The 16,497-nt window shown below is 71.3% G+C and carries 12 protein-coding genes and 1 pseudogene; 5 read left to right on the top strand and 8 right to left on the bottom strand.

Annotation, left to right across the window (positions count from 1 at the left end):
- Positions 1-59: 59 nt before the first annotated feature.
- Together J1792_RS28730 and J1792_RS28725 are read left to right on the top strand one after the other, a co-directional pair.
- Positions 60-1,001: an RluA family pseudouridine synthase gene (locus J1792_RS28730; RefSeq protein ID WP_086567458.1), complete on the top strand. Its 942-nt coding sequence runs from the start codon at positions 60-62 to the stop codon at positions 999-1,001.
- 71 nt (positions 1,002-1,072) lie between these two features.
- Positions 1,073-2,665, top strand: coding sequence for a Na+/H+ antiporter (locus J1792_RS28725; protein WP_086567457.1), 1,593 nt, complete (start codon positions 1,073-1,075; stop codon positions 2,663-2,665).
- Positions 2,666-2,704: 39 nt separating this feature from the next.
- Here the strand turns inward: J1792_RS28725 and J1792_RS28720 are convergent, their stop codons facing one another.
- Positions 2,705-3,808 carry a mechanosensitive ion channel family protein gene (locus J1792_RS28720; RefSeq protein ID WP_086567455.1) on the bottom strand — a complete coding sequence of 368 codons (1,104 nt, stop codon included), beginning with the start codon at positions 3,806-3,808 and terminating at the stop codon, positions 2,705-2,707.
- A gap of 100 nt (positions 3,809-3,908) precedes the next feature.
- Between J1792_RS28720 and J1792_RS28715 the strand changes: the two genes are divergently transcribed.
- On the top strand, positions 3,909-4,520 hold the full coding sequence (locus J1792_RS28715) for a dienelactone hydrolase family protein (RefSeq protein ID WP_086567454.1): 612 nt from the start codon (positions 3,909-3,911) through the stop codon (positions 4,518-4,520).
- On the opposite strand, the gene J1792_RS28710 is transcribed toward J1792_RS28715, so the two are convergent.
- From J1792_RS28710 to J1792_RS28685, 6 genes are all read right to left on the bottom strand, one after another.
- Complete coding sequence (locus tag J1792_RS28710; RefSeq protein ID WP_086567453.1) at positions 4,517-6,175, bottom strand: alkaline phosphatase D family protein; 1,659 nt, start codon at positions 6,173-6,175, stop codon at positions 4,517-4,519. The genes J1792_RS28715 and J1792_RS28710 overlap by 4 nt on opposite strands.
- A gap of 88 nt (positions 6,176-6,263) precedes the next feature.
- Positions 6,264-7,121 (bottom strand): thioredoxin domain-containing protein, encoded by an 858-nt coding sequence (locus tag J1792_RS28705; RefSeq protein ID WP_086567452.1) that lies wholly within the window; start codon positions 7,119-7,121, stop codon positions 6,264-6,266.
- Between the two features lie 58 nt (positions 7,122-7,179).
- Entirely contained in the window at positions 7,180-7,833 is a 654-nt protein-coding gene (locus J1792_RS28700) for a hypothetical protein (protein WP_086567451.1), read from the bottom strand.
- Positions 7,834-7,917: 84 nt separating this feature from the next.
- Positions 7,918-8,760 (bottom strand): thioredoxin domain-containing protein, encoded by an 843-nt coding sequence (locus tag J1792_RS28695; RefSeq protein WP_207248536.1) that lies wholly within the window; start codon positions 8,758-8,760, stop codon positions 7,918-7,920.
- 53 nt (positions 8,761-8,813) lie between these two features.
- Positions 8,814-9,449: a hypothetical protein gene (locus J1792_RS28690; RefSeq protein WP_086567495.1), complete on the bottom strand. Its 636-nt coding sequence runs from the start codon at positions 9,447-9,449 to the stop codon at positions 8,814-8,816.
- 37 nt (positions 9,450-9,486) lie between these two features.
- Entirely contained in the window at positions 9,487-10,824 is a 1,338-nt protein-coding gene (locus J1792_RS28685; RefSeq protein WP_086567447.1) for a DUF2252 domain-containing protein, read from the bottom strand.
- Positions 10,825-10,978: 154 nt separating this feature from the next.
- Here J1792_RS28685 and dnaE point away from each other — a divergent pair, with 154 nt between their 5' ends.
- Positions 10,979-14,521, top strand: coding sequence for a DNA polymerase III subunit alpha (dnaE, locus tag J1792_RS28680; RefSeq protein WP_086567446.1), 3,543 nt, complete (start codon positions 10,979-10,981; stop codon positions 14,519-14,521).
- 83 nt (positions 14,522-14,604) lie between these two features.
- Here the strand turns inward: dnaE and J1792_RS28675 are convergent, their stop codons facing one another.
- On the bottom strand, positions 14,605-14,778 hold the full coding sequence (locus J1792_RS28675; protein WP_179198794.1) for a hypothetical protein: 174 nt from the start codon (positions 14,776-14,778) through the stop codon (positions 14,605-14,607).
- A 267-nt stretch (positions 14,779-15,045) separates the two neighbouring features.
- Here J1792_RS28675 and J1792_RS28670 point away from each other — a divergent pair.
- A pseudogene (locus tag J1792_RS28670) lies at positions 15,046-16,348 on the top strand (NYN domain-containing protein).
- Positions 16,349-16,497 lie beyond the last annotated feature (149 nt).

Raw genomic sequence — 16,497 nt, 5'->3', positions numbered from 1 at the left:
GACGGCCGCGGCGGGCCCGCGCGTACGGGCCCGTCGCGGCCGTCCGTCATACTCGACGGGTGAGCACCATTCCCGAGATCCGCGCCCTTCCCGTTCCCGACGGCCTGGAGGGCGAGCGCGTCGACGCCGCGATCGCCCGTATGTTCGGTTTTTCCCGCACCAAGGCCGCCGAGCTCGCGGCCTCGGGCAAGGTCCAGCTCGACGGGGCCGAGGCCGGGAAGTCCGACCGGGTCACCGGCGGGGCCTGGCTCGAGGTCGAGCTCCCCGCGCCGCCCGCGCCGGTGCAGATCGTCGCCGAGCCCGTCGAGGGCATGGAGATCGTCCATGACGACGACGACATCGTCGTGATCGTCAAGCCCGTCGGCGTGGCCGCCCACCCCAGCCCCGGCTGGACGGGCCCCACCGTGATCGGCGGGCTCGCCGCCGCGGGATACCGCATCTCCACCTCGGGCGCCGCCGAGCGTCAGGGCATCGTGCACCGCCTGGACGTCGGCACCTCCGGCCTGATGGTCGTCGCCAAGTCCGAGCGCGCCTACACCCTGCTCAAGCAGCAGTTCCGCGAGCGCACGGTCGACAAGCGCTACCACGCGCTGGTCCAGGGCCACCCGGACCCGATGAGCGGCACGATCGACGCCCCCATCGGCCGCCACCCCAACCACGACTACAAGTGGGCGGTCGTCGCCGAGGGCAAGCCGTCGGTGACCCACTACGACCTCATCGAGGCGTTCCGGGCCGCGAGCCTGCTGGACATCAAGCTGGAGACCGGCCGCACGCACCAGATCCGCGTGCACATGTCCGCCCACCGTCACCCGTGCGTCGGCGACCTCACCTACGGCGCCGACCCCACGCTCGCCAAGCGGCTGAAGCTCACCCGCCAGTGGCTGCACGCGATGCGGCTCGGCTTCGAGCACCCCGAGGACGGCCGCTGGGTGGAGTTCGAGAGCGCCTACCCCGAGGACCTGCAGCACGCCCTGGACACGGTGCGCGCCGAAAGCTCGTAAGGCGGCCTCCGGGCCGGTGCGGCAGGCTTGAAAGCCAGTTCCACCGCACCGACCCGGCCCGGGGGTAATCCGTGGACCAGCTCGCCCTGCTGTTCGTCCTGCTGCTGGGGGCGCTGGTCACGGTTCCGCTGGGGGACCGGCTGGGGGTGCCCTCCCCGGTCCTGATGACGATCGGCGGGATCGTCCTCGCCCTGCTGCCGTTCGTGCCCAACGTGGACATCCCGCCGGAGTTCATCCTCCCGCTGGTGCTGCCGCCCCTGCTCTACGCCACCGCCCAGCGCACCTCGTGGCGGCAGTTCGCGGCCAACAAGCGGCCGATCTTCCTGCTGGCGGTCGCGCTCGTCTTCGTCACCACCGCGGCCGTCGCCGCCGTCGCCGACGCGATCGTGCCCGGGCTCTCGCTGCCCGCCGCCGTGGCGCTGGGCGCGCTCGTGGCCCCGCCGGACCCGGTCGCCGCCACCGCCGTCGCGGGCTCCCTCGGACTGCCGCGCCGCCTGGTCTCCATCCTGGAGGGCGAGGGGCTCTTCAACGACGTCACGGCCATCGTGCTCTACCACGTGGCCATCGCGGCCGCCGTCAGCGGCCACTTCTCGCTGCCGAGCGCGCTCGCCGAACTGGTGCTGTCCGCCGTGGTGGCCGTCGCCGTCGGCCTCGGGCTCGGCTGGCTGGCCAAACGGCTGATGGACGTCCTCGGGGACGCCACCCTCCAGATCGGCCTCACCCTGCTGGTGCCGTTCGTCTCCTACGTCCTGGCCGAGGAGCTCAAGGGCTCCGGCGTCCTCGCGGTCCTCACCACCGCCCTCTTCCTGGCCGAGTACGCCCACGACCCCGACGACGTCCTCGGCCGGCTGGCCGGCCACACCTTCTGGGAGGTCGTCGACACCCTCGTCACCGGCGCGGCCTTCGGCCTGGTCGGCCTGGAGCTGCACAACGCCATCAGCACCGCCTCCGGCCGCTGGGGCGAGATGCTGGGCATCGGCGCCGCCATCGTGGCCGTGGTGGTGGGCGTACGGCTGCTGTGGCTGCTGCCCGCCGCGTGGCTGACCAAGAAGCTGCACAAGCGCCGGGACACCGAGGAGGAGGTCCTGCTGAGCTGGCGCGAGACGGTGGTGACATGGTGGTCGGGGATGCGCGGCGTGGCCACCGTGGCGCTGGCCCTGGCCATCCCCCTCACCATGGCGGACAAGACCCCCTTCCCGGCCCGCGACGAGATTCTCTTCATCGCCTTCGCCGTCATCATCGCCACCCTCGTCGTCCAGGGCCTGACCCTGCCCTGGCTGGTCCGGCTGCTGGGGGTGCGCGCCGACACCGACGTGAGCCGGGAACTGGAGCGGCAGCTGGCCGCCCGGGCGGCGAAGGCGGCCCGGCACCGCCTGCTGGAGATCGTCGAGGACGAGGACCTCCCCGAGGACATGATGGAGATGCTCGGCCGGCGCGCCTACGACATGGGCGCCCGCATCAGCCCCGACATGGTCGACGAGGAGCGCCGCGACGCCCACGCGCAGCGCGTGGAGCGGCTGCGGACGCTCCACCGGGTGCAGGGGCAGCTGCTGTCGGCGGCCCGGCACGAGGTGCTGGCGGCACGCAGCGAGCCGGGAATGGACCCCGAGGTGGTCGACAGGGTGCTGCGGCACCTGGACGACCGCACCCTGCGCGGCATCTGATCGGCGGGCCCCCGGGCCGGTGCCCTCACGTCGTGCCTCTCACGTCGTCCCCGGGCCCGGCCCCATGTCGCCGGAGGACGGCGGGGCCTGCTCGCGGGCGGGCGCCTGGGCCGGGCCGGGCGCGGGCGCGGTGGCGATCCGCGGCAGCGCGTAGGGGTGCTCGCGGCGCAGCCAGGAGATCAGCTCCTCGCGCACCACGCAGCGCAGAGCCCAGATGTCGTCGGCGTTGCGGGCCGTCAGCAGCGCCCGGACCTCGATCGAGGTGGGCGTGGTGTCCGTGACCACCAGGTTCCAGGCCCGCTCGTCCCACTCGAGGGACGCCTTGAGCACATCGTGCAGGTGTTCGCGCATCAGGTCGACGGGGGCGGCGTGGTCCAGGTGGAAGAAGACGGTGCCCGTCATCCGGGGGTCCCCGCGCGACCAGTTCTCGAACGGCTTGCTGGTGAAGTACGACACCGGCATGGTCAGGCGGCGCTCGTCCCAGGTGCGCACCACCAGATAGGTGAGCGTGATCTCCTCGACGGTGCCCCACTGCCCCTCGACGACGACCGTGTCGCCGATGCGCACCATGTCGCCGAAGGCGATCTGCAGGCCGGCGAAGAGATTGCCCAGCGTCGACTGGGCGGCGATACCGGCGACGATGCCGATGACCCCGGCCGAGGCCAGCAGGGACGCGCCCGCCGTCCGCATGGCCGGGAAGGTCAGCAGCATGGCGCCCACCGCGACGACCGTCACCGCGGCCGTCACCACCCGCTGGATCAGCGTGACCTGCGTCCGCACCCGCCGCACCCGCGCCGGGTCCTGGGCGCCGGCGGCGTAGCGCGCGTAGGTGGATTCGACCACCGCCGTGGCCACCCGGACGGTCAGCCAGGCGCAGGCCCCGATGAGTATCAGGGTCAGCACCTGCCCCACGGCCGTCGCGTACCACGGGGACAGCTCCGCCCAGGGGTAGCCGGCCCGCAGCAGCGCCGCGCACAGCACCAGCCGCACCGGCACCCGGCAGCGGCCCAGCAGCCCCCACAGCGGCGTCTCCGGATGGCGCACCCCGATCCGCCGGACCACCTGGTCCGCGACCCAGCCCGCCAGCAGCGTGATCAGCACCGCCGCGCCGACGACCGCCAGGGGGCGCAGTATGTGCTCCATGGGCACCTCCGCTCCTTCCGAACCTAGCTGGCACGATGGGAGGACGCTCCCCCAGCTGACGCTGGGCGGTGCTCCCACAGCTGTAAGGAAGTGACCTCCAGTGGCGTCCCCTACCACGATCGTCCTGTTTCATTCGGCCTACGGACTGCGGCCCGCGGTCCACGCCGCCGCCGACCGCCTGCGCGCCGCCGGGCACGAGGTACACGTACCCGACCTCTACGAGGGCCGGACGGCGGAGACCGTCGAGGACGGCATGGCCGTCAAGGACGAGATCGGCCACGAGGAGCTGCTGCGCCGCGCCGTGACCGCGGCCGCGCCGCTGTCGGAGCGGGGCGTGGTCTACGCCGGGTTCTCGCTCGGCGGCTCGATCGCGCAGAACCTGGCGCTGAACGACGACAAGGCGCGCGGCCTGCTGCTCCTGCACGGCACCTCGGACATCGCCGAGGACACGGCCGTGGACGAGCTGCCCGTGCAGCTGCACGTCGCCGACCCCGACCCGTTCGAGCCGCACGACTGGCTCAACGCCTGGTACCTGCGGATGGGCCGGGCCGGTGCGGACGTGGAGGTGCACCGCTACCACGGTGCGGGCCACCTGTTCACCGACCCGGAGCTGCCGGACTACGACGCCGAGGCCGCCGAGGCCACCTGGCGGGTGGCGCTCGGCTTCCTCGAGGACATCGGCGCCGGCCGTTCCGAGAGCGTGCCTGGCTAGCGCACGGGTGCGTCGGCCCGCTCCACTCGCTGGGTCTTGGAACGGGTCCGGTAGGAGCGGGCCCAGGAGGCCGTGGCCGCCGGGTCCGCCTTGTCGGAGAGCACGTAGTAGTCCATCTGCGCCTGCTCGGCGGTCACGTCGAGGACGCCGTAGCCGTGCGAGTCCATGTCGAGCCACTTCACGTGCCGGTTGGCGGCCTTGAGGGCCGTGGCCGCGGCCAGGGAGACCGTGTGCGGCGCCACGTGCAGGAGGTCGTCGAGGTTGTCCGAGGACACCGAGGTCACCACGAACTCCGTGGCGGCCGAGGAGGACAGCGGGTAGGTCGCGGCCTTCGTCGGCACGTCGTTGGCCCACGCCATGTGGATGTCGCCGGTCAGGAAGACGGTGTTGGAGATGCCGCGGTCGTTCAGGTGGGCTATCAGCTCCCGCCGGTCGTCGGTGTAGCCGTCCCACTGGTCGGAGTTGATGGTCACGCCGCCCGAGGGCAGCCCCAGCAGCTTCGCCAGCGGCTCCAGGAGGTGGGCGGGCAGGGCGCCGAAGGCGACCGGGGAGATCATGACCGGGTTGCCGACGAGGCGCCAGGCGGTGTCCGAGGACGCCAGCCCCTCCTTGAGCCAGTCCAGCTGGGCGCGGCCGGTGATGGTGCGCTCGGGGTCGTCGACCTTGCCGCTGCCGGGCTTGACCTGCTGCGAGCGGAAGGATCTCAGGTCCAGCAGGTGGAGGTCGGCGAGCTTGCCGAAGCGCAGCCGCCGGTAGGTGGTGCCCTCGACGGAGGGGCGTACGGGCATCCACTCGAAGTACGCCTTCTTGGCGGCCGCGACGCGCGCGGCCCAGTCGCCCTCGGTGCCCGGGGTGTGGTTCTCCGCGCCGCCCGTCCAGGCGTCGTTGGCGAACTCGTGGTCGTCCCAGATGGCCACGACCGGGTGCGCGTGGTGCAGCGCCTGCAGGTCGGGGTCGGTCTTGTAACGCCCGTGCCGGGTGCGGTAGTCGGCGAGGGTGACGATCTCGTGGGCGGGCTCGTGCGGCCGGACGACGTACTTGGGCGCCGGGTACTGCCCGGTGCCGTACTCGTAGATGTAGTCGCCGAGGTGGAAGACCGCGTCCAGGTCGCGGCGGGCGGCGAGGTGACGGTAGGCCGAGAAGTGGCCGGACTCCCAGTTGGCGCAGGAGACCACGCCGAAGCGGATGCCGGGTACGGCCGCGTCGTGGGCGGGGGCCGTGCGGGTGCGGGCGGTGGGGGAGCTGACGCCGCCGCAGGTGAACCGGAAGAAGTAGCCGGTGGCCGGGCGCAGTCCGCGCACGTCCGCCTTGACGGTGTGGTCGGTGGCGGCCGTCGCGGAGACCGTGCCCTGCGCGACGACGCGGGTGAACCCGTCGTCCTCGGCGACCTGCCAGGCGACGTCGACGGCCGGGCCGCGGCCGGATCCGGGGACGGCGTCGGGCTCGGGGGTGACCCGGGTCCACAGCAGGACGCCGTCGGGCAGCGGGTCGCCGGAGGCCACGCCGTGCGCGAAGACGGGGGCGGTGGAGGTTCCCGCGGGGGAGTCGGTGGCGGCGACGGCCGCCTGGGCGGAGGCCGCCGGGAGCAGGGCGGCGGTCGCGGTGGCGGCGACGGCCGTGACGGCAGTGCGCCGTGATATGTCGTGGGATGTCACGGGCCGTCACCTTACCGGCCGGTCACAACCGCCGGTAAGGCCTCGGGTGGGCGCGTTACGCAAGAGTTCGCCCACCCGTCGCTCATTGTTACTTCTTCAGGTTCTGCTCCACCAGGGTCTTGAACATGTCCGGCGCCTGCGGGGCCTGACCCCGCTCGTCGCCCAGCACCTTGCCGTTGAGCTTCAGGCCCGGGGTGCCCTTGATTTCCTTGTCCGGGCCGACGAACGTGTCGAAGGAGTCGGAGACGGCCAGCGCCCACTTGTCGTAGGTGCCGTCCTTGACGTCCTTCTCGAAGGCGGCGTTGCCCTTGAGCGCCGGGACCTGCGCGGCGACGTCGAGCAGCTTGCCGTCGTCGGAGAAGGCGTCGTCCCGCTCGTCGGGGTGGTTCTTCTGCGCGAACAGCGCCTTCTTGTACTCCAGGAAGGCCTCCGGGCTGACGTTCAGCGCGGCGCCCAGCGCGCTGAGCGCGTTCTTGGAGCCCGAACCCTTGATCATCGGGTTGCGGTCCAGGAAGGTGCCGATCCGGTACTGCGCCTTGTACTTGCCGTCCTTGACGTCCTTGAGGACCACCTCGCCGACGTTCTGCTCGAAGCCGGAGCAGATCGGGCAGCGCATGTCCTCGAAGACCTCGAGGGTGTTCTTGGCGTCCTGCTTGCCGATGACGACCGTGGTGCCCTTGTCCCCGGAGGTGTTGGCGGGCGCCTTGAACTCCGCCTTCTTGGCCGCGGAGACCCAGTCCTCGCTGGTGACCTTGTTGTTCTTGCCGCCGCTGGTGGCGTTGGTGACGACCACGCCGACTCCGGCGGCGATCGCCAGGACGGCGACGACGCCCACCCCGACCAGGATCTTCCGGCGCGCCTTGTCCTTCTTGGCCTGGCGCTCGCGCTCGGCGCGCAGCCGCTCGCGGGCGGCGGCCTTGTTCTGCGGGTTGTTGCGGGTGCTCATGACGTGAACCCTCCGTGGGCGTACGGGCGATGGGACCGAAGGCGGTGCGGTGCTGTGCTCAGGCGGATGCCGGGCACAGCGGCGGTCCCCGCCGTACGACGGAGTGCACGAGGAGGGGGAGGGTGCGCGCGGCGAGCGTGTCGCGCACGGGCCGCGGGCGGGCGCCGGCCGGGGCGGACGGCGTGAGCGCGGCCAGGGCCGGCAGTAGTGGCCGGAAGGCGACGGCGGCCACCGCGCGCACCAGCCGGGCCAGCGCCACCTCGCCGCGGCGCAGCCAGGCGGCGGCCAGCAGCCCGACCGCGACGTGCGCGGCGAGCAGCAGCCAGGGGGTGGCGGAGTTCGCGGCGGCCTGGCCCGCCGCCAGCGGGGTGCCGAACTCGCCGCCGCGGCAGACCAGATCGACGCCCATCGAGTGCAGCGGCCCCGCCACCGGGCCGCCGGCCTGGCCGTAGCAGGCGTGCTGGCCGGTGGTGAACACGGTGTCCGCCGCCAGCTCCAGCGGGACCAGCAGCGCGGCTATCGATCCGTAGCCGCGCTCGCGGCCGGCCAGCGCGTAGGCGATCGTGAAGAACGCCGCCGACAGCCCGGCGACCGTGGCCGCCGGCAGCGGCGCGTGGGAGAGCAGGACGTGGGAGGTGGCGGACAGGGTGACGCACAACGCCGTGAACAGCGCGGCGCGTACCGCCCTGAACCGAACTCCCGTCCCCTCCATGACGCCGAGTGTGCCACGGCCCCTGCCGGGTGTCGTGTCAAGATTCGGCATCGGTGGAGGGGACGGCCGCCCGGCCCCCCAGGGCTACTTCAGCTGCTCGCCGACGGCCGAGCCGAACTGCTCGGGGGTCATCGGAACGCCCTTGCCCTGCTCGCTCTCGTAGGTGACCTTCTTGCCGTCGAGCTTGAGCGTCGGCGTGCCGGTGACGTCCTTGACCTTGTCGAAGGAGTCGGACATCTCCAGCGCCCACTTGTCGAAGGTGCCGTCCTTGACGTCCTTCTCGAAGGCGGCGTTGCCCTTGAGCGCCGGCACCTGCTGGGCGACCTTCAGCAGGACCGCGTCGTCGGCGAAGTCGTCCTTGGTCTCCTCGGGGTGGTTCGCCTTGGAGTAGAGCGCCTTGTTGTACGCGCTGAACGCCTCGGGGTTGACGTTGAGCGCCGCGCCCAGCGCGCTGAGGGCGTTCTTCGAACCGGTGCCGGCGATCGCGGGGTTGCGGTCGAGGAAGGTGCCGACGTGGTACGAGACCTTGTACTTGCCGTCCTTGATGTCCTTGTCGATCGTGTCGCCGACGTTCTGCTCGAAGACCGAGCAGACCGGGCAGCGCATGTCCTGGAAGATGTCCAGGGTGTGCTTGGCGTCCTTCTTGCCGATCACGATCTCGGTGCCCTTGTCGCCGCCGGTGTTGGCGGGCTTGACCAGGGTCTGGTCGGCGGCGGCCTTCCAGGCGGCGTTGGTGCTCTTGGAGCTGGCGCCGCCCAGCTGGGTCGCGGCGTAGCCGATGCCGCCGGCTATCGCGAGCACGCCGACGATGGCGCCGCCCACGACGAACTGGCGGCGGGTGCGGTCCCGCTTCGCCTGCTGCTCGCGCTCGGCGCGCAGCCGCTCGCGGGCGCTCTGCTTGTTCTCCCAGGTGTTGCGCTTGCTCATGGTGGTGATGTCTCCGTGGTGCGTCCGTACGGTGCTGTCGGTGTCCGGGGCCCTCAGGCGGCGAGGGCGTGCCCGGCCGGCGGACCGCGGCGCACGACGGAGTGGACGAGCAGCGGCAGGAGCCGGGCCGGCCGGCCGTCGCGCGCGGGGCGCGGCAGGGCGCGGCGCCGCGGCCGTACGCCCGCGGCGGTGGTGGTGGCCATCCGCAGCGGCCGGAAGGCGGCCGCTGCCGCTGCACGCAGCAGCCGGCCGAGGGCCGCCTCGCCGCGCCGCAGCCAGGCGGCGGCCAGCAGGCCGAGGGCGACGTGCCCGGCGAGCAGCAGCCAGAGGGCGGCGCCCGGGTCGGCCCAGCGGGCCAGGGGGGTGCCCATGCTGCCGTTGCACAGCCAGGTCAGCGCGCCGGGGGAGGGGTGGCCGGGGCGGCCGTAGCAGGTGTCCTGGCCGGCGGCGAAGAGCGCGCCGACCGCCAGCTGCAGCGGGACGAGGAGGGCGGCGATGCGCCCGTAGCCGCGCTCGCGGCCGGCCAGGGCGTAGGCCAGCGCGAAGACGCCCGCCCCCGCCCCGGTGACGGCCGCCACGGGCAGCGCCCGGCCGGACAGCAGCACGTGGGAGGCCGCGGACAGCAGCACGCACAGCGCTGTGAACAGCGCTGCGCGCAGTGCCCGCAACCGTGCCGCCGATATGTCCATGAGGGCCGAGTGTGCCATGCCGTGCGTAAAGCCGTGGCTAAAGCCCGGGGATCCTGCCGTTGCGGAAGAGGTCCACGAAGATCTGGTGGTCCGCGCGGGCCCGGGCGCCGTAGGTGTGGGCGAAGTCGACCAGCAGCTCGGCGAAGCCCTCCTCGTCGGCGGCGATGACGGCGTCGATGGCGCGCTCGGTGGAGAACGGCACCAGCGAGTGGCCGCTCTGGTCGTCGGCGGCGGCGTGCATGGTGGCGGTGGCGCGGCCCAGGTCGGCGACGACGGTGGCGATCTCCGCCGGGTCGTCGATGTCGGACCAGTCCAGGTCGACGGCGTACGGGGAGATCTCGGCGACCAGCTGCCCGTAGCGCCTGCCCCCCTCCTGGATCTCCGTCCAGCCCAGCCACGGGTCGGCGTGGGCCTGCAGGGCGCGCTGGGAGATCACCGTGCGGTGGCCCTCGTGCTGGAAGTAGCCGCGCACCTCGGGGTCGGTGATGTGCCGGGAGACCGCAGGGGTCTGCGCCTGCTTCATGTAGATGACGACGTCGTTCTCCAGGGCGTCGCTGTTGCCCTCGAGGAGGATGTTGTACGAGGGCAGGCCGGCGCTGCCGATGCCGACGCCCCGGCGGCCGACGACGTCCTTGACGCGGTAGGAGTCGGGGCGGGCCAGGCTGGAGCCGGGGAGGGTCTCCAGGTAGCCGTCGAAGGCCGCGAGGATCTTGTAGCGGGTGGCGGCGTCGAGCTCGATCGCGCCGTCGTCGGCCAGGAATCGCCGGTCGAAGTCCCTGATCTCCGTCATCGAGGCCAGCAGCCCGAAGCGGGTCATCGAGCGGGCCTCGCGCAGGGCGTCCAGCAGCGGGCCGTCGGCGGTGTCGAGCGTGAACGGCGGCAGCTCGTGGTCCTTGGCGCCGGTGGCCAGGGCGTGGACGCGCTCGCGGTAGGCGGCGGCGTAGATCCGCACCAGCTCGGAGATCTTCTCGTCGCTGAGCGCCTTGGTGTACCCCAGCAGGGCCAGGGAGGCGGCGAAGCGCTTGAGGTCCCAGGTGAAGGGGCCGACGTAGGCCTCGTCGAAGTCGTTGACGTTGAAGACCAGGCGGCCGTTGGCGTCCATGTACGTGCCGAAGTTCTCGGCGTGCAGGTCGCCGTGGATCCACACCCGGCTGGTGCGGTCGTCCAGGTACGGGCCGGCGTCGCGCTCGTGGTCCAGGTCGGAGTAGAAGAGGCAGGCCGTGCCGCGGTAGAAGGCGAAGGCCGAGGCGGCCATCTTCCGGAACTTGACCCGGAAGGCGGCCGGGTCGGCCGCGAGCAGCTCACCGAAGGCGGTGTCGAAAACGGCGAGGATCTCCTCGCCGCGCTGCGTGGCCCGGTCGTGCTCGGTCGCCATCGGTGGGTCCTCCTGGTGAAGGTCATGGGGCGGACAGATGTGCTGCCGTCCTCAACGGCCGAGGCTACCGGCGTGTGCCCGCGACTGTCGGTGGGGGCCGGTAACCTTCGAAACTGCCCCGTTCCGTCCCGCTGCCCCCCGGAGGTCCTCCACCGTGGCCAAGACGCCGTTCACGCACCTGCACGTCCACACCCAGTACTCGCTGCTGGACGGTGCCGCGCGGCTGAAGGACATGTTCAATGCCTGCAATGAGATGGGCATGACACACATCGCCATGTCCGACCACGGCAACCTCCACGGCGCGTACGACTTCTTCCACTCCGCCCAGAAGGCCGGGATCACTCCGATCATCGGCATCGAGGCCTACGTCGCCCCCGAGTCCCGGCGCAACAAGCGCAGGATCCAGTGGGGCCAGCCGCACCAGAAGCGGGACGACGTCTCCGGCTCCGGTGGTTACACCCACAAGACGATCTGGGCGGCCAACGCCACCGGCCTGCACAACCTCTTCCGGCTGTCCTCCGACGCCTACGCCGAGGGCTGGCTGACCAAGTGGCCGCGCATGGACAAGGAGACCATCAGCCAGTGGTCCGAGGGGCTCATCGCCTCCACCGGCTGCCCCTCCGGCGAGCTGCAGACCCGGCTGCGCCTCGGCCAGTTCGACGAGGCCCTGAAGTCCGCCTCCGAGTACCAGGACATCTTCGGCAAGGACCGGTACTTCCTCGAGCTGATGGACCACGGCATCGAGATCGAGCGCCGGGTCCGCGACGGACTGCTGGAGATCGGCAAGAAGCTCGGCATCCCGCCGCTGGTCACCAACGACTCGCACTACACCTACGCGCACGAGGCCACCGCCCACGACGCGCTGCTGTGCATCCAGACCGGCAAGAACCTCTCCGACCCCGACCGCTTCCGCTTCGACGGCTCCGGCTACTACCTGAAGTCCACGGACGAGATGTACGCCATCGACTCCTCGGACGCCTGGCAGCAGGGCTGCGCGAACACCCAGCTGGTCGCCGACCAGGTCGACACCGAGGGCATGTTCCAGTTCCGGAACCTGATGCCCAAGTTCGACATCCCCGACGGCTACACCGAGGTCACCTGGTTCCGCGAGGAGACCATGCGGGGCATGCACCGCCGCTTCCCGGGCGGCATCCCCGAGGACCGCATGAAGCAGGTCGAGTACGAGATGGACACCATCATCTCGATGGGCTTCCCGGGCTACTTCCTCGTGGTCGCCGACTTCATCATGTGGGCCAAGAACCAGGGCATCGCCGTCGGCCCCGGCCGTGGCTCCGCGGCCGGCTCGATCGTCGCGTACGCCATGGGCATCACCGACCTCGACCCGATCCCGCACGGCCTGATCTTCGAGCGGTTCCTGAACCCCGAGCGCATCTCCATGCCCGATGTCGACATCGACTTCGACGAGCGCCGGCGCGCCGAGGTGATCCGGTACGTCACCGAGAAGTACGGCGCCGACAAGGTCGCCATGATCGGCACGTACGGCACGATCAAGGCCAAGAACGCCATCAAGGACTCCGCGCGCGTCCTCGGCTACCCCTACGCCATGGGCGACCGCATCACCAAGGCGATGCCCGCCGACGTCCTCGGCAAGGGCATCCCGCTCTCCGGCATCACCGACCCGAAGCACCCGCGTTACAGCGAGGCGGGCGAGGTCCGCTCGATGTACGAGAACGAGCCGGACGTCAAGAAGGTCATCGACACCGCGATGGGCGTCGAGGGCCTGGTCCGGCAGATGGGCGTGCACGCGGCCGGTGTGATCATGTCCAGCGAGACGATCACCGACCACGTCCCGGTCTGGGTGCGCCACTCCGACGGTGTGACCATCACGCAGTGGGACTACCCGAGCTGTGAGTCGCTCGGCCTGCTGAAGATGGACTTCCTCGGCCTGCGCAACCTCACGATCATGGACGACGCCGTCAAGATGGTGAAGGCCAACAAGGGGATCGACATCGATCTCCTGAGCCTGCCGCTCGACGACCCCACGACCTTCGAGCTGCTCCAGCGCGGCGACACCCTCGGCGTCTTCCAGTTCGACGGCGGGCCCATGCGGTCCCTGCTGCGGCTGATGAAGCCCGACAACTTCGAAGACATCTCCGCCGTGTCCGCCCTGTACCGGCCGGGCCCGATGGGCATGAACTCGCACACGAACTACGCGCTGCGCAAGAACGGCCAGCAGGAGATCACCCCGATCCACCCGGAGCTGAAGGAGCCCCTCGAGGAGGTCCTCGGCGTCACCTACGGTCTGATCGTCTACCAGGAGCAGGTGCAGAAGGCCGCCCAGATCGTCGCCGGCTACTCGCTCGGCGAGGCCGACATCCTCCGCCGCGTCATGGGCAAGAAGAAGCCCGACGAGCTGGCGAAGAACTTCGTCTTCTTCAAGGAGGGCGCGACCAAGAAGGGCTTCTCCGACGAGGCCATCCAGGCCCTGTGGGACGTCCTGGTCCCCTTCGCCGGCTACGCCTTCAACAAGGCCCACTCCGCCGCGTACGGCCTGGTCTCGTACTGGACCGCCTACCTCAAGGCCAACCACCCCGCCGAGTACATGGCCGCCCTGCTGACGTCCGTCAAGGACGACAAGGACAAGTCGGCGACCTACCTCAACGAGTGCCGTCGCATGGGCATCAAGGTGCTCCCGCCGAACGTCAACGAGTCCGAGGCCAACTTCGCCGCCCAGGGCGACGACGTGATCCTCTTCGGCCTGACCGCCGTGCGCAACGTCGGCGCCAACGTCGTGGACTCGATCATTCGCTGCCGCAAGTCCAAGGGAAAGTACACCTCCTTCCCCGACTTCCTCGACAAGGTCGAGGCCGTCGTCTGCAACAAGCGCACCGTCGAATCGCTGATCAAGGCCGGCGCCTTCGACACCATGGGGCACACCCGCAAGGGCCTCACCGCGCACTACGAACCGATGATCGACAACGTGGTGCAGGTCAAGCGCAAGGAGGCCGAGGGGCAGTTCGACCTCTTCGGCGGCATGGGCGACGAGAGCGCCGACGAGGGTCCCGGCTTCGGGCTGGACGTGGAGTTCTCCGACCTCGAGTGGGAGAAGTCCTACCTGCTCGCCCAGGAGCGCGAGATGCTCGGCCTCTACGTCTCCGACCACCCGCTCTTCGGCATCGAGCACGTCCTCAACGACAAGGCCGACGCCTCTATCTCCCAGCTCACCGGCGGTGAGCACGCCGACGGCGCGATCGTGACCATCGGCGGCATCATCTCCGGCCTGCAGCGCAAGATGACCAAGCAGGGCAACGCCTGGGCCATCGCCACCGTCGAGGACCTGGCCGGCTCCATCGACTGCATGTTCTTCCCCGCCACCTACCAGCTGGTCTCCACCCAGCTCGTCGAGGACGCCGTCGTCTTCGTCAAGGGGCGCCTGGACAAGCGCGAGGACATCCCGCGCCTGGTCGCCATGGAGCTGATGGTCCCCGACCTGTCCAACGCCGGCACCAACGCACCGGTGATCATCTCCATCCCCACGGTGAAGGTCACCCCGCCGCTGGTCGAGCGGCTCGGCCAGGTCCTCAGTCACCACCGGGGCTCGACCGAGGTGCGGATCAAGCTCCAGGGGGCCCGCAAGACCACCGTGCTCCGCCTGGACCGGCACCGGGTGACGCCCGACCCGGCGCTCTTCGGTGACCTGAAGCAGCTGCTCGGGCCGTCCTGCCTGGCGGGCTGACCCCGCCCGGGAGACCGCTGATCATGCGCGAGGGGCGCACCCGCTGTGAGCGGGTGCGCCCCTCAAGCGCATCCAAGCGCCGGTCAGTTGTGGCCGAAGCGCTTCTGGCGGCCCTTGTGCGCGACGTCCGCGGGGGTGACCCGAGTGGCCCGCTCCTGCCCCTGGGACTCCATGGACGAGCTCTTGGCCTGCTGAGTGCCGCGCTCGGCCGCGCTCGACTTCTGCTGGCTCCGGTCCTGCTTCTTGTTCTTCGCCATGCTGCTGCGCCTCCGCGTCGGGGTGACTCCCCCTGGCGACCAGCCTCGCACGCACCGGCCAAAGGTGCATTTCGGGTAATTACCGTAGGTGACAGGGGTACTTATCGGCCGCTGCCCGTATCCGCCACGCCGAAGATCCAGTTCGGACTGATAACCCCCGCCCGGTCGGGCAGACTCCTGGGAAAGCCAACGGAACCGGGGCACGCCTGTGCCGGGGGGCGACCGCACTTCTGGAATCAGGGGAAACCCGGGAAAAGAGGGTGGAACGTGGACCGCTGCGTCGTCCTGGTGGACGCCGGGTATTTGCTGGGCGCCGCCGCGAGCCTGCTGGCCGGGGAACCCGCCCGGTCCCGTATCACCGTCGACCACGCAACCCTCATCCAGGGCCTGCGCGAACGCGCCGAAGCCGACACCCAGCGCCCGTTGCTGCGCATCTACTGGTTCGACGGCGCCCCCGACCGCGTCCCCCAGCCCGAGCACCGGCGGTTGCGGGTGATGTCCCGCGTCACCGTCCGGCTGGGCGCTCTCACCCGCAGCGACGGCCGCTGGGCGCAGAAGGGCGTCGACGCCGCCATGCACGCCGAGCTCACCGAGCTCGCCCGCAACCGCGCCTGCTCCGACATCGTCCTGGTCACCGGCGACGGCGACCTGCTGCCCGGGCTGATGTCCGCCAAGGAACACGGCGTCGCCGTCCACCTGTGGGCCGTGCAGGCCGCCGACGGCGACTACAACCAGTCCGAGGACCTCGTCGCCGAGGCCGACGAGCGGCGCGTCCTGGACCGCACGTGGATCACCCGCGCGGTACGGGCCAAGGAGCTCACCGGCGTGTGCGCCCCGCCCCCGCGCCCCGGCCCGAGATCGCCGCCATCCTCGCCGCCCCGCTGCCGGAGACGGCCGCGGCCGCCGCCGCGGCCGCCGGTCACACGGCGGAGGCCCGGACCGAGGCCGGGCACAACGGCACCGCACGACCCGCCCCGGCCCCCGTGCCGTGCGTGAACGGCGACGGCGCCGACACCGCGCCCGCCGTCCGCGGCGTGCCCACCCCGAAGGACCTCGCCGGACTGGGCCGGGGACCGGGCCCCGACCGGCCCACCCCGGCCACCGCCGCCGCGCAGAACGGCGGCACGCCCCCGGCACGCCGAACGCGACCCTGCGCTGGTCCTCGGACAAGGGCTGGGTCGAACGCGGCGCCGGCAGCAGCCTCGGGGAGCCTCCCGAAACCGCCTCCCTGCCGATGCTGGCCCAGCTCACCAGCGCCGAGCAGCGCTGGGCCGACCGCGAGGAGGACATCACCACCGTCGGCGGCGACCCCTTCGAGGTCGGCCAGGTCTTCGCCCGCCGCTGGGCCGAGCGCCTCACCGACGCCGTCCACCTCCAGCACCTCTCCACCGAGTACCCCCGCATCCCCCACCGCATCGACGGCGAGCTCCTGCGCTACGCGGCCCGCTTCGGCCTCCTCGCCCACAAGGACGACCAGATCGACGAGCACGACCGGTACGCGATCCGGGCGGGCTTCTGGCGTGAGATCGACACCCGTACGGCGGCCGAGCACGCGCCGGCCGGGGACTGACCCGCCGAGCACACGGTGTCCCTGTTGTTCCTTCCCGGTTGTTCCTGCCGCGCCGAATCCCGCCCCCGCGGCGAGCCGCGGCGGGCGGGGCGCGTACCCTCATAGCTCGTGAGAACGGGCACGAAAACGGCGGAGCGGGGCGGCTCCTC

It is taken from the genome of Streptomyces triculaminicus (assembly GCF_017349075.1).
Lineage (GTDB): Bacteria > Actinomycetota > Actinomycetes > Streptomycetales > Streptomycetaceae > Streptomyces > Streptomyces triculaminicus.
The sequence above is the reverse complement of the archived record's forward strand: the minus strand, read 5'-3'. Positions and strand labels throughout refer to the sequence as shown.

Bases quoted from the DNA above. Each gene is read 5' to 3' on its own strand.
- J1792_RS28720 (WP_086567455.1), bottom strand. From the start codon at position 3,808: ATGGAGCACATACTGCGCCCCCTGGCGGTCGTCGGCGCGGCGGTGCTG.
- J1792_RS28705 (WP_086567452.1), bottom strand. From the start codon at position 7,121: ATGAGCACCCGCAACAACCCGCAGAACAAGGCCGCCGCCCGCGAGCGG.
- J1792_RS28700 (WP_086567451.1), bottom strand. From the start codon at position 7,833: ATGGAGGGGACGGGAGTTCGGTTCAGGGCGGTACGCGCCGCGCTGTTC.
- J1792_RS28695 (WP_207248536.1), bottom strand. From the start codon at position 8,760: ATGAGCAAGCGCAACACCTGGGAGAACAAGCAGAGCGCCCGCGAGCGG.
- J1792_RS28690 (WP_086567495.1), bottom strand. From the start codon at position 9,449: ATGGACATATCGGCGGCACGGTTGCGGGCACTGCGCGCAGCGCTGTTC.
- J1792_RS28685 (WP_086567447.1), bottom strand. From the start codon at position 10,824: ATGGCGACCGAGCACGACCGGGCCACGCAGCGCGGCGAGGAGATCCTC.
- J1792_RS28675 (WP_179198794.1), bottom strand. From the start codon at position 14,778: ATGGCGAAGAACAAGAAGCAGGACCGGAGCCAGCAGAAGTCGAGCGCG.